This window comes from Comamonas sediminis (assembly GCF_041107495.1).
GTDB lineage: Bacteria > Pseudomonadota > Gammaproteobacteria > Burkholderiales > Burkholderiaceae_C > Comamonas > Comamonas sediminis.
This window is the reverse complement of record NZ_JBGBDC010000001.1, coordinates 722,560-747,287: the sequence shown is the minus strand read 5'-3', so window position 1 is coordinate 747,287 and position 24,728 is coordinate 722,560. Positions and strand designations below refer to the sequence as shown.

Annotated in this window: 23 protein-coding genes; 12 read left to right on the top strand and 11 right to left on the bottom strand. The window is 64.8% G+C overall.

Going from position 1 to position 24,728, the window contains the following annotated elements:
• The first annotated feature begins 1 nt into the window (after position 1).
• On the top strand, positions 2 to 1,243 hold the full coding sequence (gene hemW, locus AB7A72_RS03295) for a radical SAM family heme chaperone HemW (RefSeq protein WP_239811081.1): 1,242 nt from the start codon (positions 2 to 4) through the stop codon (positions 1,241 to 1,243).
• A 289-nt stretch (positions 1,244 to 1,532) separates the two neighbouring features.
• A complete protein-coding gene (locus AB7A72_RS03290; protein WP_407064948.1) occupies positions 1,533 to 2,675 on the top strand; it encodes an MFS transporter in 1,143 nt (380 codons plus the stop codon).
• A 24-nt stretch (positions 2,676 to 2,699) separates the two neighbouring features.
• On the opposite strand, the gene AB7A72_RS03285 is transcribed toward AB7A72_RS03290, so the two are convergent.
• The 7 genes from AB7A72_RS03285 to AB7A72_RS03255 form a co-directional block, all read right to left on the bottom strand.
• The gene (locus tag AB7A72_RS03285; RefSeq protein WP_369458987.1) at positions 2,700 to 5,057 is read right to left on the bottom strand and encodes a CHASE2 domain-containing protein; all 2,358 of its coding nucleotides are present in this window, start codon (positions 5,055 to 5,057) and stop codon (positions 2,700 to 2,702) included.
• Between the two features lie 60 nt (positions 5,058 to 5,117).
• Positions 5,118 to 6,836 carry a FecR domain-containing protein gene (locus AB7A72_RS03280; RefSeq protein ID WP_369458986.1) on the bottom strand — a complete coding sequence of 573 codons (1,719 nt, stop codon included), beginning with the start codon at positions 6,834 to 6,836 and terminating at the stop codon, positions 5,118 to 5,120.
• Positions 6,837 to 6,956: 120 nt separating this feature from the next.
• Positions 6,957 to 7,664, bottom strand: coding sequence for a response regulator transcription factor (locus tag AB7A72_RS03275; protein WP_239811084.1), 708 nt, complete (start codon positions 7,662 to 7,664; stop codon positions 6,957 to 6,959).
• Between the two features lie 157 nt (positions 7,665 to 7,821).
• A complete protein-coding gene (locus AB7A72_RS03270; protein ID WP_369458985.1) occupies positions 7,822 to 9,114 on the bottom strand; it encodes a tryptophan--tRNA ligase in 1,293 nt (430 codons plus the stop codon).
• Between the two features lie 48 nt (positions 9,115 to 9,162).
• On the bottom strand, positions 9,163 to 9,816 hold the full coding sequence (locus AB7A72_RS03265) for a site-2 protease family protein (RefSeq protein ID WP_239811086.1): 654 nt from the start codon (positions 9,814 to 9,816) through the stop codon (positions 9,163 to 9,165).
• A gap of 178 nt (positions 9,817 to 9,994) precedes the next feature.
• Positions 9,995 to 10,630: an L-threonylcarbamoyladenylate synthase gene (locus AB7A72_RS03260; RefSeq protein WP_239811087.1), complete on the bottom strand. Its 636-nt coding sequence runs from the start codon at positions 10,628 to 10,630 to the stop codon at positions 9,995 to 9,997.
• 51 nt (positions 10,631 to 10,681) lie between these two features.
• A complete protein-coding gene (locus tag AB7A72_RS03255; protein ID WP_312451612.1) occupies positions 10,682 to 11,569 on the bottom strand; it encodes a 3',5'-nucleoside bisphosphate phosphatase in 888 nt (295 codons plus the stop codon).
• Positions 11,570 to 11,883: 314 nt separating this feature from the next.
• Between AB7A72_RS03255 and AB7A72_RS03250 the strand changes: the two genes are divergently transcribed.
• The 5 genes from AB7A72_RS03250 to AB7A72_RS03230 all read left to right on the top strand — a co-directional run bounded on the left by AB7A72_RS03250 (position 11,884) and on the right by AB7A72_RS03230 (position 15,477).
• Positions 11,884 to 12,723 carry a transporter substrate-binding domain-containing protein gene (locus tag AB7A72_RS03250; protein WP_239811089.1) on the top strand — a complete coding sequence of 280 codons (840 nt, stop codon included), beginning with the start codon at positions 11,884 to 11,886 and terminating at the stop codon, positions 12,721 to 12,723.
• 113 nt (positions 12,724 to 12,836) lie between these two features.
• Positions 12,837 to 13,505, top strand: coding sequence for an amino acid ABC transporter permease (locus AB7A72_RS03245; protein ID WP_230772003.1), 669 nt, complete (start codon positions 12,837 to 12,839; stop codon positions 13,503 to 13,505).
• A 1-nt stretch (position 13,506) separates the two neighbouring features.
• Positions 13,507 to 14,280 carry an amino acid ABC transporter ATP-binding protein gene (locus AB7A72_RS03240; protein WP_239811090.1) on the top strand — a complete coding sequence of 258 codons (774 nt, stop codon included), beginning with the start codon at positions 13,507 to 13,509 and terminating at the stop codon, positions 14,278 to 14,280.
• 18 nt (positions 14,281 to 14,298) lie between these two features.
• The gene (locus tag AB7A72_RS03235; protein WP_021026316.1) at positions 14,299 to 14,769 is read left to right on the top strand and encodes an Lrp/AsnC family transcriptional regulator; all 471 of its coding nucleotides are present in this window, start codon (positions 14,299 to 14,301) and stop codon (positions 14,767 to 14,769) included.
• Between the two features lie 9 nt (positions 14,770 to 14,778).
• Positions 14,779 to 15,477, top strand: a complete 699-nt coding sequence (locus AB7A72_RS03230; protein ID WP_239811091.1) for an aspartate/glutamate racemase family protein — start codon at positions 14,779 to 14,781, stop codon at positions 15,475 to 15,477.
• A gap of 69 nt (positions 15,478 to 15,546) precedes the next feature.
• On the opposite strand, the gene AB7A72_RS03225 is transcribed toward AB7A72_RS03230, so the two are convergent.
• The 3 genes from AB7A72_RS03225 to AB7A72_RS03215 form a co-directional block, all read right to left on the bottom strand.
• Positions 15,547 to 16,806, bottom strand: coding sequence for an NAD(P)/FAD-dependent oxidoreductase (locus AB7A72_RS03225; RefSeq protein WP_239811092.1), 1,260 nt, complete (start codon positions 16,804 to 16,806; stop codon positions 15,547 to 15,549).
• Positions 16,807 to 17,176: 370 nt separating this feature from the next.
• Positions 17,177 to 18,910 carry a single-stranded-DNA-specific exonuclease RecJ gene (recJ, locus tag AB7A72_RS03220; RefSeq protein ID WP_312451605.1) on the bottom strand — a complete coding sequence of 578 codons (1,734 nt, stop codon included), beginning with the start codon at positions 18,908 to 18,910 and terminating at the stop codon, positions 17,177 to 17,179.
• A complete protein-coding gene (locus AB7A72_RS03215) occupies positions 18,907 to 19,827 on the bottom strand; it encodes a phosphoglycerate mutase (RefSeq protein WP_239811094.1) in 921 nt (306 codons plus the stop codon). Before AB7A72_RS03215 ends, recJ begins: the two co-directional genes overlap by 4 nt.
• 100 nt (positions 19,828 to 19,927) lie before the next feature.
• Here AB7A72_RS03215 and AB7A72_RS03210 point away from each other — a divergent pair, with 100 nt between their 5' ends.
• Genes AB7A72_RS03210 through AB7A72_RS03195 form a run of 4 tightly spaced genes read left to right on the top strand, consistent with a single transcriptional unit; the run spans position 19,928 to position 23,249 of the window.
• Positions 19,928 to 21,184 carry a lipoprotein-releasing ABC transporter permease subunit gene (locus tag AB7A72_RS03210; protein WP_312410407.1) on the top strand — a complete coding sequence of 419 codons (1,257 nt, stop codon included), beginning with the start codon at positions 19,928 to 19,930 and terminating at the stop codon, positions 21,182 to 21,184.
• Positions 21,177 to 21,860 (top strand): lipoprotein-releasing ABC transporter ATP-binding protein LolD, encoded by a 684-nt coding sequence (gene lolD / locus AB7A72_RS03205; RefSeq protein WP_239811096.1) that lies wholly within the window; start codon positions 21,177 to 21,179, stop codon positions 21,858 to 21,860. Before AB7A72_RS03210 ends, lolD begins: the two co-directional genes overlap by 8 nt.
• A 17-nt stretch (positions 21,861 to 21,877) precedes the next feature.
• Positions 21,878 to 22,750, top strand: coding sequence for a TatD family hydrolase (locus AB7A72_RS03200; protein ID WP_369458984.1), 873 nt, complete (start codon positions 21,878 to 21,880; stop codon positions 22,748 to 22,750).
• Positions 22,743 to 23,249, top strand: coding sequence for a DNA-deoxyinosine glycosylase (locus AB7A72_RS03195; protein ID WP_312410401.1), 507 nt, complete (start codon positions 22,743 to 22,745; stop codon positions 23,247 to 23,249). The genes AB7A72_RS03200 and AB7A72_RS03195 overlap by 8 nt, the downstream gene beginning before the upstream one ends.
• Here the strand turns inward: AB7A72_RS03195 and AB7A72_RS03190 are convergent.
• A complete protein-coding gene (locus AB7A72_RS03190; protein ID WP_369458983.1) occupies positions 23,228 to 23,521 on the bottom strand; it encodes a DUF2798 domain-containing protein in 294 nt (97 codons plus the stop codon). The genes AB7A72_RS03195 and AB7A72_RS03190 overlap by 22 nt on opposite strands.
• Before the next feature lie 224 nt (positions 23,522 to 23,745).
• Here AB7A72_RS03190 and AB7A72_RS03185 point away from each other — a divergent pair, with 224 nt between their 5' ends.
• Positions 23,746 to 24,531: a spermine/spermidine synthase domain-containing protein gene (locus AB7A72_RS03185; protein ID WP_369458982.1), complete on the top strand. Its 786-nt coding sequence runs from the start codon at positions 23,746 to 23,748 to the stop codon at positions 24,529 to 24,531.
• Positions 24,532 to 24,728: the final 197 nt, after the last annotated feature.

The following is a 24,728-nucleotide window of genomic DNA, read 5'->3' as shown; positions in this document are numbered from 1 at the left end:
GATGGCGGTGCATATTCCGCTGCAATCGGCGCAAGCGCCAGAGCAGGTGGTGCAGCGCGATATCCAGCACTACATGCGCCCGGGCACCTTGCAGTTGCCCAGCCTGCCGCCGCTGTCGCTGTATGTGCATCTGCCCTGGTGCATCAAGAAATGCCCGTACTGCGATTTCAATTCGCATGAGGCGCGGGACGGCCGCCATGCGGTGCCCGAAGAGCGCTACATCGATGCGCTGATTGCCGACCTGGAGCAGGCCTTGCCGCTCATCTGGGGGCGCAGCATCCACAGCATTTTTCTGGGGGGCGGCACACCCAGCCTGTTTTCGCCGGAATCGATTGACCGCCTGATCTCGGCCATTCGTGCGCGTCTGCGTGTGGAGGCCGGTTGCGAGATCACGATGGAGGCCAACCCCGGCACTTTCGAGAAAGACCGCTTCCGGGCGTTTCGCGGTGCGGGCATCACCCGTCTGTCGATTGGCGTGCAGAGCTTTGACGACCGCTTTCTGGAAGCCATCGGCCGCGTGCACAACGGCGCGCAGGCAATGGCAGCGGTTGAAGAGGCCGCCAGCAGCTTCGAGACCTTCAACCTGGACATCATGTATGCGCTGCCGGGCCAGACTGCCCAGGACCTCGCGCGGGACCTGGATACGGCGCTGGGCTTTGCGCCGCCGCACATCTCGATCTACCACCTGACCATCGAGCCCAACACCTTTTTTGCCAAGTACCCGCCGGCCGTTCCGGAGGACGATGTGGCCTATGCGATGCTGGACCAGATCACGGCGCGCACCGCGCAGGCCGGCATGCAGCGCTACGAGGTGTCGGCCTATGCCAAGCCGGGCCATGCCTGCGTGCACAACAGCAACTACTGGCTGTTTGGTGATTACCTGGGCATTGGGGCGGGCGCCCACAGCAAGCTGAGCTTTGCCCACCGCGTGGTGCGCCAGGTGCGGCTGCGTGATCCGGCCCGCTACATGGCCCAGGCGCTGCAGGGGAATGCGCTGGCGCAGGACGACGAGGTCAAGCGCGCCGATCTGCCGTTCGAGTTCATGCTCAATGCGCTGCGCCTGCGCGAGGGCTTTGCACTGCAGGATTACCTGGACCGCACGGGCCTGCCGCTCAGCGCCATCGCCAAGGCCTTGCACGAGGCCGAGGCCAAGGGGCTGATCAAGCTGGATTTCCAGAAAGTCACCCCCACAGAGCGTGGATTCGACTTTCTGAGCGATCTGCAGGAGCTGTTCCTGGCCTGAAGGTGGGGCGCCCAACGCCCCATTTTTTACCGACTAGTCAATATGTGGACTGGGCAGGCCCTACGCAGAGCGTATAGATATCGCGCACAATAGCGCCCGCTGCTGAGCAACCATGCCGCCATCCGTGCGGCATTTTTGTGCGCGCAGCGGTCATAAAACCTACTACAAAGCGCATTTCATGTCTTCATCCGCTGCCGGGTCTGCCGCTACAGGCACTGCCTCCTCCTCTTCCGATACCGTCAACCGCTATGGCTGGAAGGCCTTGGCTGGTTCGGCCGTGGGCTACGCCATGGACGGTTTTGACCTGCTGATCCTGGGCTTCATGCTCAGCGCCATCCGTGAGGACCTGGGGCTGACTACGGCGCAGGCCGGATCGCTGGTCACCTGGACCTTGATCGGCGCTGTCGTGGGCGGCATCGTGTTTGGCATGCTCAGCGACCGCTATGGCCGCATCCGCGTGCTGACCTGGACCATCGTGCTGTTTGCCGTGTTTACCGGGCTGTGTGCGTTTGCGCAGGGTTACTGGGACCTGCTGGTCTACCGCACCATCGCCGGTATCGGCCTGGGCGGCGAGTTCGGCATTGGCATGGCGCTGGCGGCGGAGGCCTGGCCGGCGCGCTACCGGGCGCGTGTCTCATCCTATGTGGCGCTGGGCTGGCAGGTGGGGGTATTGGGCGCCGCCTTGCTGACGCCATTGCTGCTGCCCTATATCGGCTGGCGCGGCATGTTCCTGGTGGGCGTGATTCCGGCCTTTGTGGCCTGGTTCATCCGCAACCGTCTGCATGAGCCCGAGGTGTTTGTGCGCAGCCAGGAGAAAAAGCAGTCCGTGCTGCAGTGCTTCAAGCTGCTGGTCAAGGACCGCGCCACCACCCGCATCAGCGTCGGCATTGCCGTGCTCACCTCGGTGCAGAACTTTGGCTACTACGGCATCATGATCTGGATGCCCGCCTTCCTGGCCAACAAGCTGGGCTTCAACCTGACCAAGTCCGCGCTGTGGACCGCCGTCACCATCCTGGGCATGATGGCCGGCATCTGGATCTTTGGCCAACTGGCCGACCGCATCGGCCGCAAGCCGAGCTTTCTGCTGTTCCAGGCGGGGGCGGCGCTGATGGTGCTGTTCTACTCGCAGCTCAACGACCCCCTCACCATGCTCTGGGCCGGTGCCGTGATGGGCATGTTCGTCAACGGCATGATGGGCGGCTTTGGCGCCTTGATGAGCGAGGCCTACCCGACCGAGGCCCGGGCCACCGCCCAGAATGTGCTGTTCAACATTGGCCGCGCCGTCGGTGGCGCAGGTCCGGTGGTGATCGGCGCCATTGCGGCCCAGTATTCGTTCCAGATGGCCATTGGCCTGCTGGCTGCCATCTATGTGCTCGATGCGCTGGCGACGGTGTGGCTGATCCCGGAACTCCGGGGCAAAGAACTGCACTGAGCCCAGGCCCCAGGACCCAAGCGGCTAGGACTGCGGCTGCTGCACGCCTGGGTAGGTGGCCGGCGCCTTCGGAATGTGCAGGCTGAAGCACGAGCCCTCGTTGACCCCGCTGGTGACACTGACAAAACCCTGGTGGCGCAGCACCACCGTCTGCACAAAGCTCAGGCCCAGGCCGATGCCCGAGATCTGCGGCTGGCTGTTCTGGTGGAAGCGCTGGAACGGCTGAAAGAGCTTGTCCAGCTGCTCCTGCGTCATGCCAAAGCCCTGGTCGCGCACTTCCACCTGCCAGTACTCGCCATCATCGGCAATGCTGGCCTCCACCACCGTGCCGCTGGGGCTGTACTTGATCGCGTTGCCCAGCAGGTTGACAAAGCAGCGCTGCAGCAAGGACCGGTCTCCGACGCAGACGATGTCGGTCTCGGCGGCCTCCAGCGCTCCGGGCAGGTAGCGTGCCTGGATTTTCTTCTCCGAGGCCTTGGCCCAGCAGTCGTCAACGGCTTCTTGCAGCAATACATCGAGGTTGAGCAGCTGCGGCTGCATGGCCTGCGACTGGGCCGAGGCGAGCTGGACAAAGCTCTCGGCCATCTCCAGCGACTGGTGCGCCAGGCGGTTGATCTTGCGGTGCAGCTCGGCCTCGCTCATCTGGCCGGGGAATTCCTTGTACATCTCCAGCAAGGTGATGATCGAGGACTGGGGTGAGCGGAAATCATGCGAGATGAAACGCAGCGCCTGGTCGCGCTGCTGCTGCGCCTTGTGCAGCTCGGTCAGGTCCACCAGCATCAACAGCCAGCCCGCAGGCGCCGGCGCACGAAAGGCCTCGGCCAGCAGCAGCCAGGGGTGGTCCTCGCGGTCGAGCACCTCGCACTCGGGCGGCAGGGCGCGCAGCTGCTCGGCGCTGGCAAACGACAGCACCTGGCCCGAGTCCTTGGTGCGCATGCCCTGCAGCGCCGACTGGATCGCGATCAACCCCTGGCTGGGCACGCCCAGGTTCTGCAGGTAGCGCACGGCGGCGGCATTGTGCAGGCTGACCATGCCCAACGGATCGACCACAAACGTAGGCGAGGGGATCTGGCGCAGCGTATCGCGCACAAAGCCGTGCATCTGGCGCAAGGTGTCGGTGGCGGTCTCCACCGCCTTGATGCGCCGCTCCAGAAAGTCGTCCATCAGCAGGCCATTGCGCTGCGGGGCGCTGGTGGTGTCCAGCGCAGCGCGCAGGTTGTGCATCTCCTGCTGCAGGAAACGGGCGGCCGCACTGAGGCGCCGCCAGCTCCAGATCGGGTAGATGACCAGCAGGCCCACCAGTGCCGCCCCGGGCGCCAGCTGCAAGCCGGCCCAGCTGCGCAGTGCCAGGCACAGCGCCAGCAGGCCCGCAGCCACGGTCATCTGCGCCAGCAGGCCGGCCATCGGCCCCAGCAGTGCAATGGCCAGCAGCGCCAGCACAATCGCGGCCAGGTTGACGGCCATATTGCTCCTCAGCGATACGGCATGCACATGCTGGTTGGACAGCTGGGAGTCGAGCGCATGGGCGATCAGCTCCACGCCCGCGATATGCCGCGATGCGGGCCGCGCGGGGCTGGCAAAGTAATCGCCCAGGCCCGAGGCGGTGGCGCCCAGCAGCACATACTTGCCGCGAAAGCTGTCGGCGGGTATGCGTCCGGTCAGCACATCTTCGGCCGAGTACATGGTGTAGGGCCGGTCTCCTCGGGCAAAGTTGAAGATCTCGGGCGAGCGCTGCACCCACTGCTCTCCGGGCTCGGGGGGGCGCGTGCCCTGGCACAGCGCATGGCTCTGGCCGCTGGCACACAGCATGGCAATGCTGAAATGGGGCCAGGGCCCGGTGTCCTCGCCTTGCGCCCCGGAGTAGCGGCGTATCACTCCGTCGTCATCGACGGTGACGTTCACATGCCCGAGCTGGCGCGCCGCCTCGCGCAGGCGGGCGAGCGGCAGTTCGGCGCCGATGTCCACATTGGCCATGCGCCAGTCCACCGGCAGCACGACATGGCCTGCCTGCGCAATCGCCTGCGCCAGCTGGACATCGTCCTCAGGGTGCTGCAGGTCGGGCTCGCTGAACAGCACGTCCACGCCCAGGGCCTTGGGGTGCTGGGCGGCGATGCGATCTATCAGCTGCGCATGCACGGAGCGGCGCCACGGCCAGCGGCCCACGCTTTGCAGGCTCGCATCGTCAATCGCAACGATGACGATGTCATCGCGGGGCACAGGCGCGCTGAGCCAGCCGGTGATGTCCTGCACAAAGGTGTTGATGACACGGGGCTGCTCGCGCAGGCTGGCCCAGGCCACGAGGCCCAGCAGCAGCGCAGACAGCGTCAGCCACTCCAGCCAGCGCAGCTGGGTCCGGCTCAATGAGAAAGAGGGAGCGGCCATGGGCGGTTCAGTGAATGCGGACAGCGCACCGTCAGGGGCGCTGTCCAGATCAGCGTACCCTTAGCGCGGGCTGAGAACAGCTTTGCCTTCACCGGTTCTGAGGACGGTACCCGCGCCGGTGACGACCGAGGGCTCGACGGTGAGCTTGCGCGGATCGGAGTAGCGGCTCTTGAGGCCCGAAGGGTCCAGCACCTGGATGCGCACATAGTAGTCGCCCGCGACCAGGGGGTCCGATGTCCACTGCGGCTGGTCGAGCTGCGTGCTGGCCAGCGGGCTGGCAAAGGATTCGTCTTTGGCCAGCTGCAGGTTGAAACGCTGGTTGGGCTCGGCCGGCCAGGACAGCTGCAGCAGGTTCGGGGCGCTGGGCTCTGCCGCATTCAGCGCATCGGCGCCCAGTACCGCCGGGTTGCTGCCGGTCTTGAAAGCCTGTGGCTGCGCAAACGGGCCTTGGTCCAGGCTGCCGTCCGCCAGCCGGCGCACGCTGGCCGCACGCCAGAAATAGTGGCCCTCGCCCAGGCCGGTCACGCTGGCCTGGCAGTTGTCCACCACGCCGGAGTCCTGCAAGGGTTGCGAGAAATCCCGGCTGGCAGAGACCTGGATGCGGTAGCCCGCAATGCCCGAGCCGCCCTCGGTGCAGAGCAGCTCGCCATCGGACAAACCGATCAAGCCATCCGGGGCAGGGCTGGAATAGAGCGGCGGGATGGGAGTCGCCTTGACCTTGATGGTCTGCACCGCCGGCTTGCCTGGTATGTCCTGCGCGTCGAGGGCGCGTGCACTCAGGTAGTAGGTGCCGTCCGGTACGGCCTCGAATCGGAAGCTGGGGCTGGCATGGCTTTGGCGCAGGATCACGCGGGACAGATCCGCGTCGAGTGCCAGCAGCACGGCATACTGCCGAGCACCCGGCACCTCGCCCACTTGCAGCGTCAGAAAATTGGCGTCTTCAAAAACGGCGGGGTTGCGCTCCAGGCTGGGTGCCTCCAGCAGGGCCACCGGCGTGCCCACCTGGCCGCTTGCCTGCACTGCCACACCCGATCCCGCCGGTACCAGGGCCTGCTGCGCCGGCTGGCGCTTTGCCGTGTAACCTTGCACCTGCACCACGCCCTTGTCGACGGCGGTGATGGCCTTGCCGGAATCCGTCACGCTGACCGAGAACACCGTGCCGCGCACGCTGGTGGTGGCCATCGGCGTCTTGATCTCGAACTTGCGCTTGCGGCGCTGGTCCACCACGGGCGTCACATGGGATTCCAGACCGCCCTGGCTCAGATCGAGCACCGACTGCTGCTCGTCGGTGCGGCTGTTCTTGCGCAGCTCGCTGAGCTTGAGCTGCGAGTTCTCATTGATGCGCACCGAGCTGCCATCGGCAAAGCGCAGGCTCACATAGCTGCCCGCAGGCACCTGCAGCTCATCGCCCTCGGTCAGGATCGTGCCCGACGCTGCGCTCTGCCAGTCGCTGCCGGACTGCGGCGAGCGCACGCGTGCAACACCCTTGACATGGGTGATCGTCACTTCCTGGTAGCCCACCATGTGGGCAGGAATGACGATGACCGAGCCCACCCGCAGCCGCAATGGATCCTTGACGCCATTGAGCGTGCCGACGGCGCGCCACTGCTGCGGGTCCTTCAGATAGCGCTGGGCCACGCCTTCAAGCGTGTCGCCGCTGACGACCGTATGGCGGATATCGGGCAACTGGTCTGCCGACGCCGCCAGCGCGAGACCAGGGGCGGCCACGCCAATGGCCAGCCAGATGGCAGTAGACAACGGCAGACGGGAACGAAACAAGATGGCTCTCCTTCAAGCCCGGCGGCCAGGCCGGGCAGGTGGTCGGGATGCATCAGCGTAAATACGGCCAACACGTGTGGCGTGTTGGCCGTATGACGCGCTGCATTTCCCTGCAGACATTCAGTCGGGCTGCGTCTCGGACAGCGGTTTGACGGCCTCAAACCGATAGCCCACTCCATACACTGCGGTGATGATGAACCCGTTCTCCGGACGCAGATCCAGCAAGGTGCGCAGCCGCGATACATGGGTATCGAGCGAGCGCGAGATGACATCGGAATTCTGGCCCCAGATGATTTCGCGCAAATGGTCACGCGACAGCAGGCGCCCCATGTTCTGAAACAGGAACAGCGCCAGATCGTACTCGCGGTTCTTCAACTCCACCAGCTTGCCGTCCACTTCCAAGGCCCGCGAATCGGACAGGAACTTGTAGCGGCCAAACTCCAGCGTACCCTTGGTGGCCGCAGGGTAGGCGCGGCGCAGCAGCGCACGCACGCGCGCGACCAGCTCGGCCACCCGCAGCGGTTTGATCATGAAATCGTCCGCTCCAGCCTCCAGTCCCTCGACGATGTCCGCCTCACCATGGCGGCTGGTGATGAAGAGCACCGGCAACTCCTGGTTGACGTTCTCCCGTATCCAGCGCACGACCTGCGGTCCCGTGGTGTCCGGCAATTGCCAGTCCAGGATCAGCAGGTCATAGGTTTCGCGGCGCATGTCCTTGATCAGCGAGGCGCCAGAGGAATGGGTCGTACAGGCGTGGCCCTCCGCCTCCATGGTCTTGGAGAGCATATCCAACACCACCAGATCATCATCCAGTGCCACAATTCTCATAACAGCTCACTCCCACAAAGCTCAATAGCTTGCTTTTATTCGATGGCTCAATAATAAAAGCAAATTGAATCACTCGCTCCACACTGCGTTAAACGGGTAAGTTGCCACGGCGGTGACAGCTTCAACAATTAGTTGCAAATGCAGTATAGGCAGTCTCTTAACTCTCGGCTATCTCTTTGAGCGCCAACTGCACATCCGACAGGGAGCAGCTGTCACCCAATTGCAGGTTGTCCATGGCCTCGGGGAGGCTCTGTGGCTGCGCCTGCAATTGTGCAATCATCGCGCCCGCGTCCCTGGGCGCATCGAATCCCAGGCTCTGCAGCAGCACGGCGCCATCGGCCCGCACCAGCTTGAAGTAGAACTTGCCGTCCTTGTCGCGGTACTGCTTGAATGCAGCGCCCGCCTGCCGGGTTGCCGCCTTCGGCGTATCGGCATGGCTGGCCGCGGTCAGTGGCCGCAGGCCAACAGCGGCACGTAACTTATGTAGTAAAGGGCCTGAATATGTTCGTGCTTTTTCTGCACCTTGGCGCAAAATGGCCTCCACTTCCTGAGGGTGGTCCATCAGGTAGTTGTAGCGCTCACGCAACGGAGCGAGCTCACGGTCAATGCATTCGAACAGCAAGGCCTTCGCATCTCCCCAGGCAATGCCGTCTGCATAGGCCTGGCGCAAGGCCGCTGTTTCCTCGGGGGTGGCAAACGCCTGGTACATCTGAAACAGAGCCGAGCCTTCCACTTCCTTGGGCTCGCCGGGGGCGCGCGAGTCGGTCACGATGCTGCCGATCAACTTCTTGAGCTGGGCCTGCGTGGAGAACAGCGGAATCGTGTTGTCGTAGCTCTTGCTCATCTTGCGGCCATCGAGGCCGGCCAGGGTCGCCACATGGTCGTCCACTGCTGCCTCGGGCAGCACGAAATGCTCGCCATACAGGTGGTTGAAGCTCGAGGCCATGTCACGGGCCATCTCGATATGCTGGATCTGGTCACGGCCCACCGGCACCTTGTTCGCGTTGAACACCAGAATGTCTGCGCCCATCAGCACCGGGTACATGAAAAGGCCTGCGGTGACGCCGTCATCGCCTTCCTTGCCGGATTCGGCATTCTTGTCCTGCGCGGCCTTGTAGGCATGGGCGCGGTTGAGCACGCCCTTGCCGGTCACGCAGGTCAGAAACCAGGTCAGCTCGGGAATCTCCGGGATATCCGACTGGCGGTAGAAGGTCACGTGCTCGGGGTTCAGGCCAGCGGCCAGCCAGCTCGCTGCGATTTCCAAGGTCGAGCGGTTGACGCGCTCGGGATCCTGGCACTTGATCAGCGCGTGGTAGTCGGCGAGGAAATAGAAGTTCTCGACATCGCCGGCACGGCTGGCGGCGATGGCCGGGCGCATCATGCCGGCGTAGTTGCCCAGGTGGGGCGTTCCAGAGGGGGTAATACCCGTGAGATAACGTGTCTTAGTCATAACGATCCATCAATATGCGTTGCGGCGCAGGGCGGGCGGTGCAGGCGGTCAGCTGAAGGGCATCAGCACCACGCTGACAACGGCGTAGCCCAGGCTCATCAGGGGGCGCATCCAGAAGGTGCTGACGACCCCTGCGATGACAAGGCCCATGACGATGAAAAATCCATAAGGTTCAATCTTGGAGACGGCCACCGCCTGCTTGTAGGGCAGCAGCCCCACCAGCACACGCCCGCCATCCAGCGGAGGCAGTGGAAACAGGTTGAAAGCCCACATCACCAGGTTCACCAGCACACCGGCCTGCGCCATCTTCAGGAAGAAGCGCTCATCGACGCCAGAGGCGACCAGAATGCCGTAGACCACAGCCCAGAGCAGGGCCTGCACAAAATTGGTCGCAGGGCCGGCCAGCGCCACCCAGATCATGTCGCGTTTGGGGTTGCGCAGGTTGCCAAAGGCCACGGGCACGGGTTTGGCGTAGCCAAACACAAAGGCGCCCGAGGTCATGAAATACAGCATCAGCGGCATCAGGATGGTGCCGATGGGGTCGATGTGCTTGAGCGGGTTCAGCGTCAGGCGGCCCAGCATGGCCGCCGTGTTGTCCCCGAAATGGCGCGCAGCATAGCCATGCGCTGCCTCGTGCACGGTGATGGAGAACAGCACCGGCAGTGCATAGATCAGAACGGTTTGTATCAGGTCAGCATTCACGGAGAAGGCGGGTCATCAGTAAAGTGGGAAAGGGCGCGCCACAGCGCACCAGGCAGTGGCGAGCCTATCAGATTTGCCGGTGGCCTCTGCGCAGCGATGGCAATGGCCGTGGCAAACGTTTGCGCAGGCCGCCTCAGCAGGGCCCGCCCCAGTACGCCAGCCGTGTGTGGCGGCCCGCTTACAGACCCAGTTGCGCCAGGGGCCCGCGGCCTTCGCGCACCACCACGGGCGCACCCCCGGTGCCCATCGGCGTCAGGTCGACGATCGTCGTCGGCTCCAGCGGGCAGGGCCCCGCATTGACCACCAGTTCGATCTGCGATTCAAAGCGCTCGCGGATTTCTTCGGGGTCGTTCAGCGGCTCGGTCTCGCCCGGCGGAATCAAGGTGGTGGACAGCAGCGGCTCCCCATGCAGCTCCAGCAGCATCAACAGGCCCTTGTTGTCGGGCACGCGCAGACCGATGGTCTTGCGCGAAGGGTGGCTGATGCGGCGGGGCACCTCTTTGGTGGCGGCCAGAATAAAGGTGAACGGCCCGGGCGTGCCCAGCTTGAGCATGCGGAACTGGTGGTTGTCCACCATCGCATAGCTCGACAGCTGGGACAGATCGCAGCACAGCAACGTGAGCATACGTTTGTCATCGATCTGGCGGATGCGGCGCAGCCGGTCTACCACTTGCTTGTTGTCCAGCGCGCAGACAAAGGCGTAGCTGGAGTCGGTGGGCACTGCCAGGATGCCGCCGTCCTTGAGCATGGCGGCGGCCTGCTTGAGCAGGCGGGGTTGGGGATTGTCGGGGTGAACCTCGAAGTATTGGGCCATGGATGTGTTGGTGGTGCGCTGGTTATCGTGGGTGTGGCGGTTGGGGCAGGCTCAATGAACAGCGGTGTGCTGCGGCGCGCCCGGGTGCAGGATGCGCCCCTCCAACGCCTGCCACACAGGTGGGACGCCGCTGGGCAGCGGGGGCAGGGCACCAAAATCGGTACCCGATTCGCCCGGGCTGTGGAAATCGCAGCCCCGTGACGCATACAGGCCAAAGCTGTTGGCCAGGTCTGCGTAGATGGCGTACTCGTGCGGAAAGTGGCTGCCGGTGACCACTTCCACCCCTTGGCCGCCATAGTCCTTGAACGAGGAGAACAGCGCATGCTCTTCCCCGCCATTGAGGTGGTAGCGCGCAGGGTGGGCGATGACGGCCAGCCCGCCCGCTTGCACGATCCACTGCACGGCATCCTGAAGCCGCGCCCAGCGGTGGGGCACAAAGCCGGGCTTGCCCTCGACCAGATAATGGCGGAACACCTCCGCCGGATCGCGGCAGACCCGGGTTTCGACCAGAAAGCGGGCAAAATGCGTGCGCGAGATCAAATCCGGGTTGCCCACATAGCGCAGCGCACCTTCATAGGCGCCGCCGATACCGACCTTCTCCAGGCCGGCGGCCATCTCGCGGGCGCGCTGCTCGCGGCCGCCCCGCGTGCGGGCCAGACCTGCGCGCAGGCCGGCGTGGTGCCAGTCAAAACCCAGGCCGACGATATGCACGGTGGTTTCGCCAAAGCTCACTGACACCTCCACACCGCTCAGAAATGCCAGGCCCTGCTGCGCGGCCGCAGCACTCGCCCGGTCCAGACCGCTGACTTCGTCATGGTCGGTCAGCGCCCACAGCTGCACCCCCCGCTCGCGGGCACGCTGGGCCAGCGCTTCCGGGCTCAGGGTGCCATCGGAAAACGTGGAGTGGCAGTGCAGATCGGCGTTCAGCATGTCTGGCATGAATTTGGCTAGTGGTAAGGGGGGGGCAGGCAATTCACAGCGCAGCAGCGCGGCAATACCTGCTTTCATTGTAGGCCGCGTGGTGTGCGCAGCGTGTCAGACCCGGCGCAGCATCCGGGCTATCCCGCCGCTGCCGGGCGTACTGTCTCTGAAATGTCAGTATTAACCCTTAAATTGTCATTGTTTCGCCGATTTGACGAAAATAACAGTGCATCTCGACGTTTTGCGTTTTTTACTAGGGTTTTTAACAGGAATACACTGTCGGTTTTTCACGGTCGCGCAGCCCGTTTTCGCTGCGTCTAGAGGATACGTAGATGTTTTCTGTCAAAAAGTTGATGGGTGCAGCCGCCTTGGTGGTCGCAGGGGTATCGGTGACCGGTGCGGCACTGGCGCAAGGCGCTGAGTCGACGATGGACCGCGTCAAGCGCACCAAGGAACTGCGCGTGGGCACCGTCGCCGGTGCCATTCCCTATTTCAACAAGGACCTGGTCACGCAGAAGTGGGAAGGCTTTGGCCCCGATTTTGGCGAGAGCCTCGCCAAGAAGCTCGGCGTGAACGTGAAATTCGTCGAGACCACCTGGGGCAATGCCGTGCTGGACCTGCAGGCCAACAAGATCGACCTGATGTTCGCGATGGCGCCCACCCCCCAGCGCATGGAAGTGGTGAACTTCTCCAAGCCCTTGCTCAACAACACCTTCACGGCCGTCTGCAAAAAAGGCCACGCGCCGGTGCAGACCTGGGAACAGCTGAATACGCCCAATGCCAAGGTGGTGGTCGATATCGGCTCCAACCAGGACCAGTTTGCCACCCGCGCACTGCCCAAGGCCAATATCTCGCGCCTGGAAAGCTCGGGCGCAGCCACGATGTCGGTGCAGACCGGCCGCTCCGACTGCCAGGTGCTGGTGGTGCTGCTGTCGCAGCCGCTGGTGGCCAAGCGCCCGGACGTGGGCACGGTCTATGTGCCGACCCCGGTCGAGACCGCGAACACCAATGTAGGTCTGCGCAAGGAGCCCAACAAGGACTTCGAGAACGCCGTCAATGCCTGGCTGGATGAGGCCCGCGCCAAGGGCGAGATCCAGTCCGTGGTGCTCAAGAACATGGAAAAGCTCGCCGGCGTAAAGGCCGATTCCTTCCCCAAGGAAGTCAAGTTCTGATGGTGGGTCCACATGGGCGCCTGGATCGTAAACACGCTCTTATCCCATGTGAAACACCCCGGATGCAGCCGCGTGCTGCCTCCGGGGTGTATGCGTTAAAGGTAGATTGATTTATGTACGAGTGGGACTTTAGCTTCCTGTGGAAGTACCGCATGCTGCTGGTCGGCGGTGTGGGCTACACATTGCTGTTCACGGTGATCTGTATCCTGGGCGGCCTCGCGGTCGGCCTGGTCGCGGGCCTGGGACGCCTGTCCAGCAACAAGATCGTGACCGCGCCGCTGCGCGCCTTTGTCGAGGTCTTCCGCTGCACACCGGTGCTGGTGCAGCTGGTGTGGTTCTACTACGCGCTGCCGGTGCTCACCGGCATCGAGATGAGCGCACCTGTCGCGGCGGCGCTGTGCCTGTCCTTGTACGGCGGTGCCTTCTATTCGGAAATCATCCGGGGCGGCATCATCTCCACCGATATCGGCCAGACCGAAGCGGGCCAGGCCATTGGCATGACGCGCGGGCAGGTGATGCGCCGCGTGATCCTGCCCCAGGCATTCCGCAAGATGATTCCGCCACTGGTCAACCAGTCGATCCTGCAGCTCAAGAACACCTCGTTGCTGATGGTGCTGGCCGTGCCCGATCTGCTCTACCAGGGCCAGGTCATCGCGCATGACACCTACCGCCCGCTGGAGGTCTACACCTTCATCGCCATCACCTATTTCGTGATTCTTTTCCCTGTGACCTTGTGGGCCAAGCGCCTGGAGCATGGCACATCGGCCACCAAGGAGGCCTGAGATGCAAGACCAACCGCTCATTTGTATTCGTGGCCTCAAGAAGTCCTTTGGCAAGCTCGATGTTCTGAAGGACATCTGCCTTGATGTGAACCGGGGCCAGGTGGTGGCGCTGATCGGGCCTTCGGGCTCGGGCAAGTCCACCCTGCTGCGCTGCATCAACCTGCTGACCGTGCCCGATGGTGGAGATATCCGCGTCGATGCGCAGTCGCTGGCCTTCAGCGGCAAGCAGACCCAGCTGCCCAAGGACAAGGTGCTGGCAGGCTTTCGCGCGCGCACCGGCATGGTGTTCCAGCATTTCAACCTGTTCCCGCACATGACGGTGCTGCAAAACGTCATGGAAGGCCCGATCACCGTGCTGCGCATTGGCAAGGCCGAGGCCGAGGCCCGCGCCACGGCCCTGCTGCAGAAGGTGGGCCTGGCCGAGCGTGCGCAGATGATGCCCGACCAGCTCTCGGGCGGCCAGAAGCAGCGCGTGGCCATCGCCCGCGCGCTGGCCATGCAGCCCAGTGTGATGCTGTTTGACGAGGCGACCTCTGCGCTGGACCCCGAGCTGGTCGGCGAGGTGCTGCAGGTCATCCAGTCGCTGGCGCGCGACGGCATGACGATGATCCTGGTGACCCACGAGATCGCCTTTGCCCGCGAGGTGGCCGACAAGGTCGTCTTCATGCGCGACGGCGTGGTGGTCGAGGAGGGCCCACCATCGCAGGTGATCGACAACCCGCAGCACGAGGCCACACGCAGCTTTCTGGGCCGCATCATCGGCCACGCCGTATAAACAGCAGGGAGGACAACCATGGATTTTCGACTCGACGATATTGACCGCAAGCTGCTGGCGCTGTTGCAGGCCGACGCCCGCGAGTCCACGGCCAAGCTGGCGCGCAAGCTCAACCTGGCGCGCACCACCGTCGTGGCCCGCATTGCGCGGCTGGAGAAGGAAGGCGTCATCGCCGGCTACGGTGTGCGCCTGGGCTCCAAGCTGGAGCAGTCGGCCGTGCGCGCCTACTGCGGTATCAGCGTGATGCCCAAGACTGCGCAGGCCGTGATGCAGGTGCTCGAAAGCATTCCCGAGGTCGAAGAGGTCTCGGCCGTCTCCGGCCAGCATGACTACATGATCTTTCTGCGCTGCGACTCCAACGAGAAGCTCGATGCCTTGCTGGACCGCATCGGCCTGATCGAAGGCATTCGCCAGACCTACACCTCGGTGGTGCTGAGCCGCAAGATCGACCGCCGTGGCGCGCTGCCTGCGCTGCCCTTGCTCGACTGAGTCTCTGCGATGCCGCCCAACGCTGCTGTTACTGCTGCCGATGCGTCCCCGCCGTTTATCGGCATCCTGATGCTGGACACCCAGTTTCCGCGCCCGCCCGGCGACATCGGCAATCTGCAGACCTGGGCAACGCTGGGCATCCCCGTGCGGATGCACAAGGTGCAAGGCGCGTCGCCGGCCAAGATCGTGCGCGAGGCCGATCCCCGTTTTGTGCAGCCCTTTGTGGATGCCGCTCGTGCGATGCAGGCGCAGGGCGCCGCGTTGATCACCACCAGCTGCGGCTTTCTGGCCGCCTACCAGGAGCTGCTGGCCAGCAGTGTTGATGTACCGGTGGTCAGCTCCAGCCTGCTGCAGTGCGCACAGTTGCCGCAGCCTGGCATCGTCACCATCGCCGCGGCCAGCCTGACGCCGCGCATTCTGGCCGCCGCCGGCGTGCCTGAAGGCACCCCCGTGCAAGGCGTGGCGCCGGACGGAGAATTTGCCACGCGCATCCTCGGCAATGAGCGGGAGATGGACATCGCCCAGGCCGAGCGCGATGTGGTCGCTGCCGCCGTTGCGCTGCGCCAGGCCCATCCGCAGCTGCAATCGATCGTGCTGGAGTGCACCAACATGCCCGTTTACCGCGATGCGGTGGCACGTGCGACGGGCCTGCCGGTGCACGATGTCGTGAGCCTGCTGGCGCAGCGCTGGGCCGCACTGCCAGCCTGATCCCCATCACGCCTGACAAGCCCGGCCATGCGACCCGGGGGTGGGCGCAAGAGGGCGTCAGCCTTTGATTCAACCCTTGAGGAAACGCTCGGCGCGGAATGGCCGCGCATCCACGGGTGCATCGTCGCCGCGCATCAGCGCTGCCAGAATCGCGCCGGTGCCCGGCCCGGTGCTGAAGCCGATGTGCTGGTGGCCAAAGGCCAGCCAGAGATTGCGCTGGCCCGGCATCGCGCCAATGATGGGGCGGCTGTCCGGCAGGGTGGGTCGGCTGCCCATCCAGGGTGCGGGCTCCAGCGCCTGGCCCATGTCTATCGCCTCGCGTGCCGCCGCCTCGGCCAGGCCCAGCTGCACCGGGTTGGCGGGCGCGTCGATATCGGTCAGCTCCACGCCACTGGTCAGGCGCAGGCCTTGCTCCATCGGGCTGAGCACATAGGCGCCGGCGGTATCGTAGACCGGGCGCGAGATATTGCAGGAAGCGGGTGGCGCAAAGTGCATGTGGTAGCCGCGCTCATAGGCCATCGGCACCTTCACGCCCAAGGTGGCCATGAACTGGCGGCTCCAGGGGCCCAGCGCCACCACCACACGGTCGGCCTCCAGGCCATCCTGCGCGCCGTCGGCACGGATGCGCCAGCGGCTGCCGGCCAGTGGCTCCACGGTCTTGATGCGGGCCTGCGCATACTGGCCGCCTTGCTTGCGGAACAGCTCGGCATAGGCCTTGACGACATCGCCGGGGCTGTCCACCGACCAGGTGTCCTTGATCCACAGCGCGCGCTCGAAGATGGGGTTGAGTGCCGGCTCCAGCTGGCGGATATGGTCGCGCTCCAGCACCTCGGTGGCGACGCCGAAGTGGGCCATGCGTTCGCGCGCCAGCGCGCCACCGGCAAAGGCGCCAGACTGGCGGTAGAGAAACATCCAGCCGTTGTCGCGCATGCGGTGGGCCGCGCCACTGGCGCGCAGCAACTGCGCATGCTCGTTCATCGACAGGCGGATGAGGCTGTCCAGCGCCGTCGTGGTCTCCTCAAACACCGGGGTGCGGGCCCGGGCGACAAACCGCGCGGCCCAGCCCAGGTTCTGCAGCAGAAACCGGGCCTGGTAGCGAAAGCCGGCGCTCTGGTTCTTCAGCAGCACCGGCAGATTGGCCCAGAGGCTGGGGTTGTTGAAGGGCATCAGCGAACTGCGCGCGATCACCCCCGCGTTGCCGTACGAGGTCTCTTCACCAGGGGCCAACCGGTCCAGCAAGGTCACGCGGAAGCCCTTTTTCTGTAGCGCCAACGCGCTGGCCACGCCCACCATGCCGGCGCCCAGCACGGCCACGGAAATATTGCTCATGGAATGTTCAGGTGCATCACAGCTATTTGGAGAATATCTAGCTTGTGACTGATATTAAATTAACGATCAAAACCACAGGCGTCTGAAAGCGCCGGCGCCGGGGCCGTTGGGCCCGGGCAAGCCTGCCAGCGCCATCCGCCAGCGGTGGCCAGGACGCCTGGGCAGAAAGGAGATTTCGGCCCCGGCTCCTCTGGAAATCCTCTGCAAAATCCTCGCCCAAGGGGATGCGCGCGGATTGCCCGGCCCCGCGTTCAGACCACGGCAGGGCGTTTTGCAAAGAGCCCCTGGCGCATATTTTAGAAAATTGCGGTGCCCAGGCGCATCCGTTTTCCCGCTATTTCCTTAACTTTTCGTAAAGTCTTGTGGTCCCTCAAGCGCTGGACCCTGCTCCACCGGGCAACTGCGCGCCTTCGACCAGGAACTGCAGCTTGCGCTGGCCCTGCCATTCGTTGATGTCCAGCCGGTAGGCCAGCAGCACCTTGGCCGGCAAGGGCTCGGTGTGGCCAAACCAGATGCCGTCCACCATCTCGCCATGGTGGCGCAGCTTCAGCGACAAATGCTTTTCGCCGACCAGGCGCTGGCTGACGATCTCCAGCTCTTCGCTGAAGGTCGGTGGCGCAAAGCCCTGGCCCCAGACCTGGCTGTTGAGCGTGTCCACGGTCTCGGCATGGCGGAACTGTACGGGCAGCGGACCGTCGGTCTCCAGCTGGCGCGTGAGCGTGCGCTCATCCAGCCATTCCTGCGCGACCTGGGCCAGCGCTTGCTCAAACACCTCAAAATCGTCCAGCGCAATCGTGCAGCCCGCTGCCATCGCATGGCCACCGAACTTGATGAGAACGCCCGGGTGGCGCTTGGCCACCAGGTCCAGCGCATCACGCAGATGGAAACCGGGTATCGAACGGCCCGAGCCTTTCAGCTCATGCTCATGGCCCGGTGCGCTGCTGGCAGCAAACACAAAGGTCGGGCGGTGCAGCTTGTCCTTGATGCGCGAGGCGACAATGCCGACCACGCCCTCGTGGAAATCCGGGTCAAACACGCTGACGGCCGGTGGCGGCTCGGTGCCTTCTTCAAACAGGGCCTCGGCCAGCAGCATCGCGTGTTCGCGCATGCCCGTCTCGATGTCACGGCGCTCGCGGTTGATGGCATCGAGCTGGCGTGCCAAGGTGTCGGCCAGCAAGGTGTCGTCGGTCAGCAGGCATTCGATGCCGATGGTCATGTCCGCCAGACGGCCGGCTGCATTGATGCGGGGGCCTAGCGCAAAGCCGAAGTCAAAGGTACTGGCAGTGGCCGCACGCCGGCTGGCCGCTGCAAACAGCGCACCCAAACCGGGCGGCATATGGCCGGCGCGGATGCGGCGCAGGCCCTGGGCCACGAGCCGGCGGTTGTTGGCATCGAGCTTGACCACATCGGCGACCGTGCCCAGCGCCACCAGCGGCAGCAGGCTGTCCAGGCGCGGCTGGGCCATGTCGGCAAAGGCACCGCGCTCGCGCAGCTCGGCACGCAGCGCCATCAGCACATAGAACATCACACCGACACCGGCCATCGCCTTGCTGGCAAAGCCGCAGCCGGGCTGGTTGGGGTTGACGATGGCATCGGCCGCCGGCAAGGTGGCCGCAGGCAGGTGGTGGTCGGTGACGATCACCGTCATCCCCAGCGCCTTGGCGCGCGCCACACCGTCCACGCTGGCGATGCCGTTGTCCACGGTGACCAGCACCTGCGCGCCTTGCTGGTGTACGCGCTCGGCAATCGCCGGGGTCAGGCCATAACCATCGACGACACGATCGGGCACCAGGTAGCTGACCTGCCGGGCGCCCAGCATGCGCAGGCCGCGCAAGGCCACGGCGCAAGCGGTGGCGCCGTCGCAGTCGTAGTCGGCGACCACGCAGATGCGCAGCTGCTGGCCAATGGCATCGGCCAGCAGCAGGGCCGCTTCGCGCGTGCCCAGCAAGCCTGCAGGCGGCAGCAACTGCCCCAGGCCGTCGTCGAGCTCGTCCGCAGCCTGCACGCCCCGCGCCGCAAACAGCCGGGCCAGCAGCGGGTGCACACCCGCCTGCTCCAGCGCCCAGACGGTACGCGGGGGAATATCTCTCGCCAGAATTTTCATAAGGAACTCAGAAGCGCAGCTGGCTGGGGATTGCCCAGCCATTGCTTGATGGTCGATAACCAGCCCCGGGCCTGCGGCTCCAGGGTGATGGCATTTTTTTCGCCGCACAGCGTCAGCTTGGCCAGGCCGGCCGTTGCGAGCGTGGCGTCCAGCTGCTGCCAGTGTTGCTTCCAGCGGGCCCAGTCGCCCTCCAGCGCGCTGTCGCGCAGCGTGGTGTTCAGCACGGGGCGGTCCGCTGGGAGCTGGTAGCCGGCAGGCAGGGCACCCGCGCCATGCACCCAGAACGAATTGATGGGCGCGCGGCCGCTGGCCTCGCGGGCATCGCTGAAAGCATGGGTGTAGAGCAGCATCTGCATTTCGGTCTGCAGGCGCTGCAACGCGGCGGCTTGCGCCTTGTTGGGCAGCCAGGGGCGCACATCGCGCAGTGCAACGCGGTCCAGCGCCGCGGTGTCGAGCTGCGCAAAGACCGGGCCGCGCGCCAGCCAGCGGTCGGGCCGGTCGTAGACCAGTTCGATCCCGTCTTCGGTAAACCAGGGCGCCATGATCGCCAGCAGGCTGCGCGATTCCTCATCGCTCATCTGCGCGGCCGACAGCGCGCTCATGCGCACCTGGTCGGGTGAGATCTGCCAGTGGCAGGGAGTGAGAAAGGCCCAGGCGTCACCGCCCGGCGCCTGGCCGTTTTGCAGCTGATGCAGGGCTGCCCACGGTGTCGCCTGGCGGGGCAGGCCCAGCGCCTGGGCCAGGGCCCGTTCATGCGGCGGGGCAAAATCTTCCAGCGCGCCGCTGTCGGTGGTGCGCGCAGACCATTGCTTGAGCAGGCGTTGCAGCTGCGGCAGCGCCAGGGTCTGCAGGGCTTGCTGGCAGCCCGGCTCGTCCGTGGCTGCGTAGGAGATGATCAAATGCTGGTTTTCCGACATGGGTCTATTGTCGGCGATGCCACAATGCGGTTTGCGGTGCAGTGGTTTATGGCGCTGTATGGGCGGTGACCAGGCACCGAATATATTTTTAGAACGATTTATGCAGATTCCCTATGAATTGGCGCTGGGCTGGCGCTACACCCGTGCGGGCCGGGCAACCCGGCGCAATGGGTTTATTTCGTTCATCTCGGGCGTGTCCATGCTGGGCATTGCGTTGGGGGTGGCGGCGCTGATCATCGTGCTGTCGGTGATGAACGGCTTTCAAAAGGAGGTGCGCGACCGCATGCTCAGCGTGGTCTCGCATATCGAGATCTTCACGCCCGGCGGCGATGCCTTGCCCGATCCGGCCCGCACCATTGCCGAGGCCAAGGCCAACCCCCATGTGATTGGCGCGGCGCCTTTTGTCTCGGCCCAGGCGCTGGTCGCCCGGGGCGAAGACATGCGCGGCGCCTTGCTGCGCGGCATTGACCCGGCGCTGGAGCCCGAGGTCACCGACATGACCACCGGCATCGACCAAAGCAGTCTGCAGGCACTCACACCGGGCAGCTTCAACGTCGTGCTGGGCTCCGAGCTGGCGCGCATTCTGGGTGTGGGCCAGGGCGACCAGGTCACCTTGATCGTGCCCAGCGGCCAGGTCACCCCGGCCGGCACCGTGCCCCGCCTCAAGCAGATGCAGGTGGTGGGCACCTTCAACTCCGGCCACTACGAATACGACTCCACCCTGGTGCTGATGCACCATGAGGATGCCGAGCGCCTGTTCCGCCTCGAAGGCCCGACCGGCGTGCGTCTGAAGCTCAAGGACCTGCACCAGGCCCCTGAGGTGACCCAGCAGCTGGCCCACAGCCTGAGCGGCCACTTGCTGATCCGCGACTGGACGCAGCAGAACAAGACCTGGTTTGCCGCCGTCCAGGTGGAAAAACGCATGATGTTCATCATCCTGACCCTGATCGTCGCGGTGGCGGCTTTCAACCTGGTGACCACCTTGGTGATGACGGTGACCGACAAGCGCGCCGACATCGCGATCCTGCGCACCCTGGGCGCCAGCCCGCGCAGCATCATGGGCGTGTTCGTGGTGCAGGGCGCGCTGGTGGGCGTGATCGGCACCCTGGCCGGTCTGGCTCTGGGCCTGCTGGTGGCCTGCAATATCGATGTGATCGTGCCGGCCATCGAGCGCGCGCTGCACACCAGCTTCCTGCCCAAGGATATCTACCTGATCAGCCAGATGCCCAGCGAGCCCCAGCGCAGCGACATCGTGCCGATCACCATCATTTCCCTGATCCTGGCCTTTGTGGCCACCCTGTATCCCAGCTGGCGCGCCAGCCGCGTGAACCCCGCCGAGGCGCTGCGTTATGAATGATTCGTCCATCGTCCTGGAGGCCTCGGGCCTGACCAAGCGCTTTTCCGAAGGCCTGCTCGATGTGCAGGTGCTCCATGGCATCGACCTGCAGGTGCGGGCAGGCGAAACCCTGGCCATCGTTGGCGCCTCGGGCTCGGGCAAATCCACGTTGCTGCATCTGCTCGGCGGGCTGGATGCGCCCAGCAGCGGCACCGTCAGCCTCCTGGGCCAGCGGCTCGATACGCTCAGTGCCGCGCGCCAGGGCGAGCTGCGCAACCAGCACCTGGGCTTCATCTACCAGTTCCACCATCTGCTGCCCGAGTTCAGCGCGCTGGACAATGTGGCCATGCCGCTGCGCATCCGCCGCATGCCTTATGCCGAATGCACCGAGCGTGCCCGGGAGGTGCTGGCCTCGGTGGGCCTGAAGGACCGCGTGCTGCACCGCCCCGCCGAGCTCTCGGGTGGCGAGCGCCAGCGGGTGGCCATTGCGCGCGCGCTGGTCACCCAGCCCGCCTGCGTGCTGGCCGACGAGCCCACCGGCAACCTGGACCGCGCCACCGCCGACACCGTGTTTGCGCTGATGCTGCAACTGGCGCGCGACCGGGGCACGGCCTTCGTCATGGTCACCCATGATGGTGAGCTGGCCCAGCGCTGCGACCGCGCGGTGCGCATGGTGAACGGGCAGTTTGAGCGGTAAAGGCGCGCTGAAGCCGCATGCCCTTCTGGATTGACACCCACTGCCACTGGGACGCGCCGGAGTTCGACGCAGACCGCGATGCACTGCGCGCCGCTGCGCAGGCGGCCGGCGTGGCGCACTGCGTGATTCCTGCCGTGGAGCGCAGCAACTGGGCCACCGTGCGTGACCTCGCCCACCGCTGGGGCGACAGCTATGCGCTGGGCATCCATCCGCTCTACACCGGACGTGCTGCCGAAGGCGACATCGAGGCCCTGGCCACCATGCTCGAAGACTGCCGCGATGACCCGCGTCTGGTCGCGATCGGCGAGATCGGCCTGGATTTTTTCGTGTCCGGGCTGGATGCCGAACGGCAGACCTGGTTTTACGAGCAGCAGCTGCAGCTGGCGCGGCGCTTTGACCTGCCCGTCATCCTGCATGTGCGCCGCTCGTCGGACCAGTTGCTGCGTGCCCTGCGCCGCAGGCCGGTCCAGGGCGGCATAGCGCACGCCTTCAACGGCAGCCTGCAGCAGGCGCAGCAGTTTGTCGAGCGCGGTTTTGCACTGGGCTTTGGCGGTGCCGTCACCTATGACCGCGCGCTGCATCTGCGCCGCCTGCTGCAGCAGCTGCCGATGGAGGCCCTCGTCGTCGAAACCGATGCCCCCGATATTCCGCCGCACTGGCTCTACACCACGGCCGAGCAGCGCGCCGCCGGCCAGGCCCAGGGCCGCAACCAGCCGGCCGAGATTCCGCGCATAGCGCAGGTGATGGTGGCGCTGCGGGCCCAGGCCCCTGCCGATGAGGCCTTGACCGCGACAGACTGGCAACGGATCACCAGTGCCAATGCCGCCCGGGTGCTGCCCCGTCTGCAGCCTTTGCTGTCGCATGGAAAAAAGGAGCCGCAATATGGCTGATGCGCTGCTGTGCGGGCTCGCCCCCGTCGTGGGCCCGGACACCAAGGTATTGATACTGGGCAGTTTTCCGGGTGTGCAATCACTGCAGCTGCAGCAGTACTATGCCCATCCGCGCAACCACATGTGGCCGCTGCTGGCGGCCTTGTGGCCCGAGCATCCGCAGCCCGGCACCTATGCCGGGCGCTGCGCCTGGCTGCTGGAGCGCGGTCTGGGCCTGTGGGACGTCTATGCCGCCTGCGAGCGCGAAGGCAGCCTGGACACCAGCATCCGCAATGCCCAGCTCAATGATTTTGGGGCGCTCAAAAAGCAGTGTCCGCAACTGGTGGCCGCTGCACACAACGGCGGCGAGAGCTTTCGCCATGCGGCCCGGGTGCAGGCCGTGCTGGGCCTGCCCAGCTACCGGCTGCCCTCCAGCAGCCCGGCCAATGCGTCATGGAGCTTTGAGCGCAAGCTCGCTGGCTGGCGCGATGTGATGCGTCAGAGCGGATTGCTGGCCTGAGCCTCTGCCGCTGGTATGCCCGCCTGGGCAGCGCGGGGGGCGCCGGGGCTGCCGCCGAGCATGCGCCAGGACAGGCTTTGCACCGCAGGGGCCAGCAGCACCACAATGGTGAATGCGGCAGGCCAGGCCAGCAGATAGGCATGCAGCCAGCGGGAGAAGAAATCCCCGACCAGCCCGAGGTTCAGCCAGGTGACCCAGGCGCTCATCAGCCCCGAAAGCAGCAAGGACATGATGAAGGATGACAACAGACGTTGTTTGATGGCATGAGACATGGAGGCTCCAGAAAAATCAATCGCGCAGTCTAAAGCCAGGCATCCCCGATCCAGCTTCTCTGCGTGGTCTGCATGCTACAGATAGCTATCAATGACTATTTTTAATATTAAAAAACTATCAATCACCCAGGCAACGCGGCGGCGCGCTGCGCTGAATCCGCGCGCCACTGGCTGCAACAGGCAAATGCACAGAACCCCAGCGGTCAACGGCAGATAATCCCCGCATGAAGACTAGAAAAAAATCTTCGCAGCTGGCGCAGCCGCTGCCTGAAGTCACGATCTCCGACTTTGACGGCACCCGCTACCTGCACCTGGGCACGCCATGGGTGCAAGGCTCGATGCGCATCAAGAAGCCGTTCGACATCGACCTGGAATATGTGCAGCGCATGATGGCCTGGCTGCTGCTGATGGACTGGGCCACGGTGCCCGAGCGCCGCGCGATGCAACTGGGTCTGGGCGCTGCCGCTGCCACCAAGTTCTGTGCGCAGAAGCTGGGCATGGCCAGCACCACCGCGATCGAGCTCAATCCCCAGGTTATCACGGTCTGCCGCCAGTGGTTCAAACTGCCGGCTGACAGCGACAAGCTGCAGGTTGTGCTGGGTGACGCGGGTGTGGAGATTCAGAAATCCCAGTACCTGCAGACCGTCGATGCGCTGCAGGTCGATCTGTACGACCATGAGGCCGCTGCGCCGGTGCTGGACAGCCCTGACTTCTACCACCACTGCCGCAACCTGCTGACCGAGGACGGCTGCATGACCGTCAACCTGTTTGGCCGCACCAACAGCTTTGCCCGCAGCCTTGCCCATATCCAGGAGGCCTTTGGGCCTGAGGCCGTCTGGCGCTTTGCGGCGACCAAGGAGGGCAATACCGTCGTGCTGGCCCAGCGCAGCGCCAGCCGCCCCAGCCGCGAGCTGCTCAGCCAGCGTGCCGACCTGGTGCAGCAGCAGACCGGCTTGCCGGCGCTCAAATGGTTAAAGGTTTTTAAACCAGTGCAGCCGACCTTGGACTGACTTTACCTGGCATCCAGGGAGCGATCAGGTATAAAGCCAGAAGATAAAAAGACAGAGGGAATCGACCATGGCAGCGCCTGACCAGCCCAGCAAACACCACCAGAGCCGGGGCGATGCCTCGCCCGGCGATACCGCCACCCGGAGCCGTTCATCCAGCAGTGCGGGTGGCAGCGGCATGCCCGGCGCTGCGGCACCGA

Excerpts from the sequence above, each read along its gene's own strand:
- hemW (WP_239811081.1), top strand. The coding sequence starts at position 2 with ATGGCGGTGCATATTCCGCTGCAATCGGCGCAAGCGCCAGAGCAGGTG.
- AB7A72_RS03290 (WP_407064948.1), top strand. The coding sequence starts at position 1,533 with ATGGACGGTTTTGACCTGCTGATCCTGGGCTTCATGCTCAGCGCCATC.
- AB7A72_RS03285 (WP_369458987.1), bottom strand. The coding sequence starts at position 5,057 with ATGGCCGCTCCCTCTTTCTCATTGAGCCGGACCCAGCTGCGCTGGCTG.
- AB7A72_RS03275 (WP_239811084.1), bottom strand. The coding sequence starts at position 7,664 with ATGAGAATTGTGGCACTGGATGATGATCTGGTGGTGTTGGATATGCTC.
- AB7A72_RS03270 (WP_369458985.1), bottom strand. The coding sequence starts at position 9,114 with ATGACTAAGACACGTTATCTCACGGGTATTACCCCCTCTGGAACGCCC.
- AB7A72_RS03260 (WP_239811087.1), bottom strand. The coding sequence starts at position 10,630 with ATGGCCCAATACTTCGAGGTTCACCCCGACAATCCCCAACCCCGCCTG.
- AB7A72_RS03255 (WP_312451612.1), bottom strand. The coding sequence starts at position 11,569 with ATGCCAGACATGCTGAACGCCGATCTGCACTGCCACTCCACGTTTTCC.
- AB7A72_RS03250 (WP_239811089.1), top strand. The coding sequence starts at position 11,884 with ATGTTTTCTGTCAAAAAGTTGATGGGTGCAGCCGCCTTGGTGGTCGCA.
- AB7A72_RS03245 (WP_230772003.1), top strand. The coding sequence starts at position 12,837 with ATGTACGAGTGGGACTTTAGCTTCCTGTGGAAGTACCGCATGCTGCTG.
- AB7A72_RS03240 (WP_239811090.1), top strand. The coding sequence starts at position 13,507 with ATGCAAGACCAACCGCTCATTTGTATTCGTGGCCTCAAGAAGTCCTTT.
- AB7A72_RS03235 (WP_021026316.1), top strand. The coding sequence starts at position 14,299 with ATGGATTTTCGACTCGACGATATTGACCGCAAGCTGCTGGCGCTGTTG.
- AB7A72_RS03230 (WP_239811091.1), top strand. The coding sequence starts at position 14,779 with ATGCCGCCCAACGCTGCTGTTACTGCTGCCGATGCGTCCCCGCCGTTT.
- AB7A72_RS03225 (WP_239811092.1), bottom strand. The coding sequence starts at position 16,806 with ATGAGCAATATTTCCGTGGCCGTGCTGGGCGCCGGCATGGTGGGCGTG.
- recJ (WP_312451605.1), bottom strand. The coding sequence starts at position 18,910 with ATGAAAATTCTGGCGAGAGATATTCCCCCGCGTACCGTCTGGGCGCTG.
- AB7A72_RS03215 (WP_239811094.1), bottom strand. The coding sequence starts at position 19,827 with ATGTCGGAAAACCAGCATTTGATCATCTCCTACGCAGCCACGGACGAG.
- AB7A72_RS03210 (WP_312410407.1), top strand. The coding sequence starts at position 19,928 with ATGCAGATTCCCTATGAATTGGCGCTGGGCTGGCGCTACACCCGTGCG.
- lolD (WP_239811096.1), top strand. The coding sequence starts at position 21,177 with ATGAATGATTCGTCCATCGTCCTGGAGGCCTCGGGCCTGACCAAGCGC.
- AB7A72_RS03200 (WP_369458984.1), top strand. The coding sequence starts at position 21,878 with ATGCCCTTCTGGATTGACACCCACTGCCACTGGGACGCGCCGGAGTTC.
- AB7A72_RS03195 (WP_312410401.1), top strand. The coding sequence starts at position 22,743 with ATGGCTGATGCGCTGCTGTGCGGGCTCGCCCCCGTCGTGGGCCCGGAC.
- AB7A72_RS03190 (WP_369458983.1), bottom strand. The coding sequence starts at position 23,521 with ATGTCTCATGCCATCAAACAACGTCTGTTGTCATCCTTCATCATGTCC.
- AB7A72_RS03185 (WP_369458982.1), top strand. The coding sequence starts at position 23,746 with ATGAAGACTAGAAAAAAATCTTCGCAGCTGGCGCAGCCGCTGCCTGAA.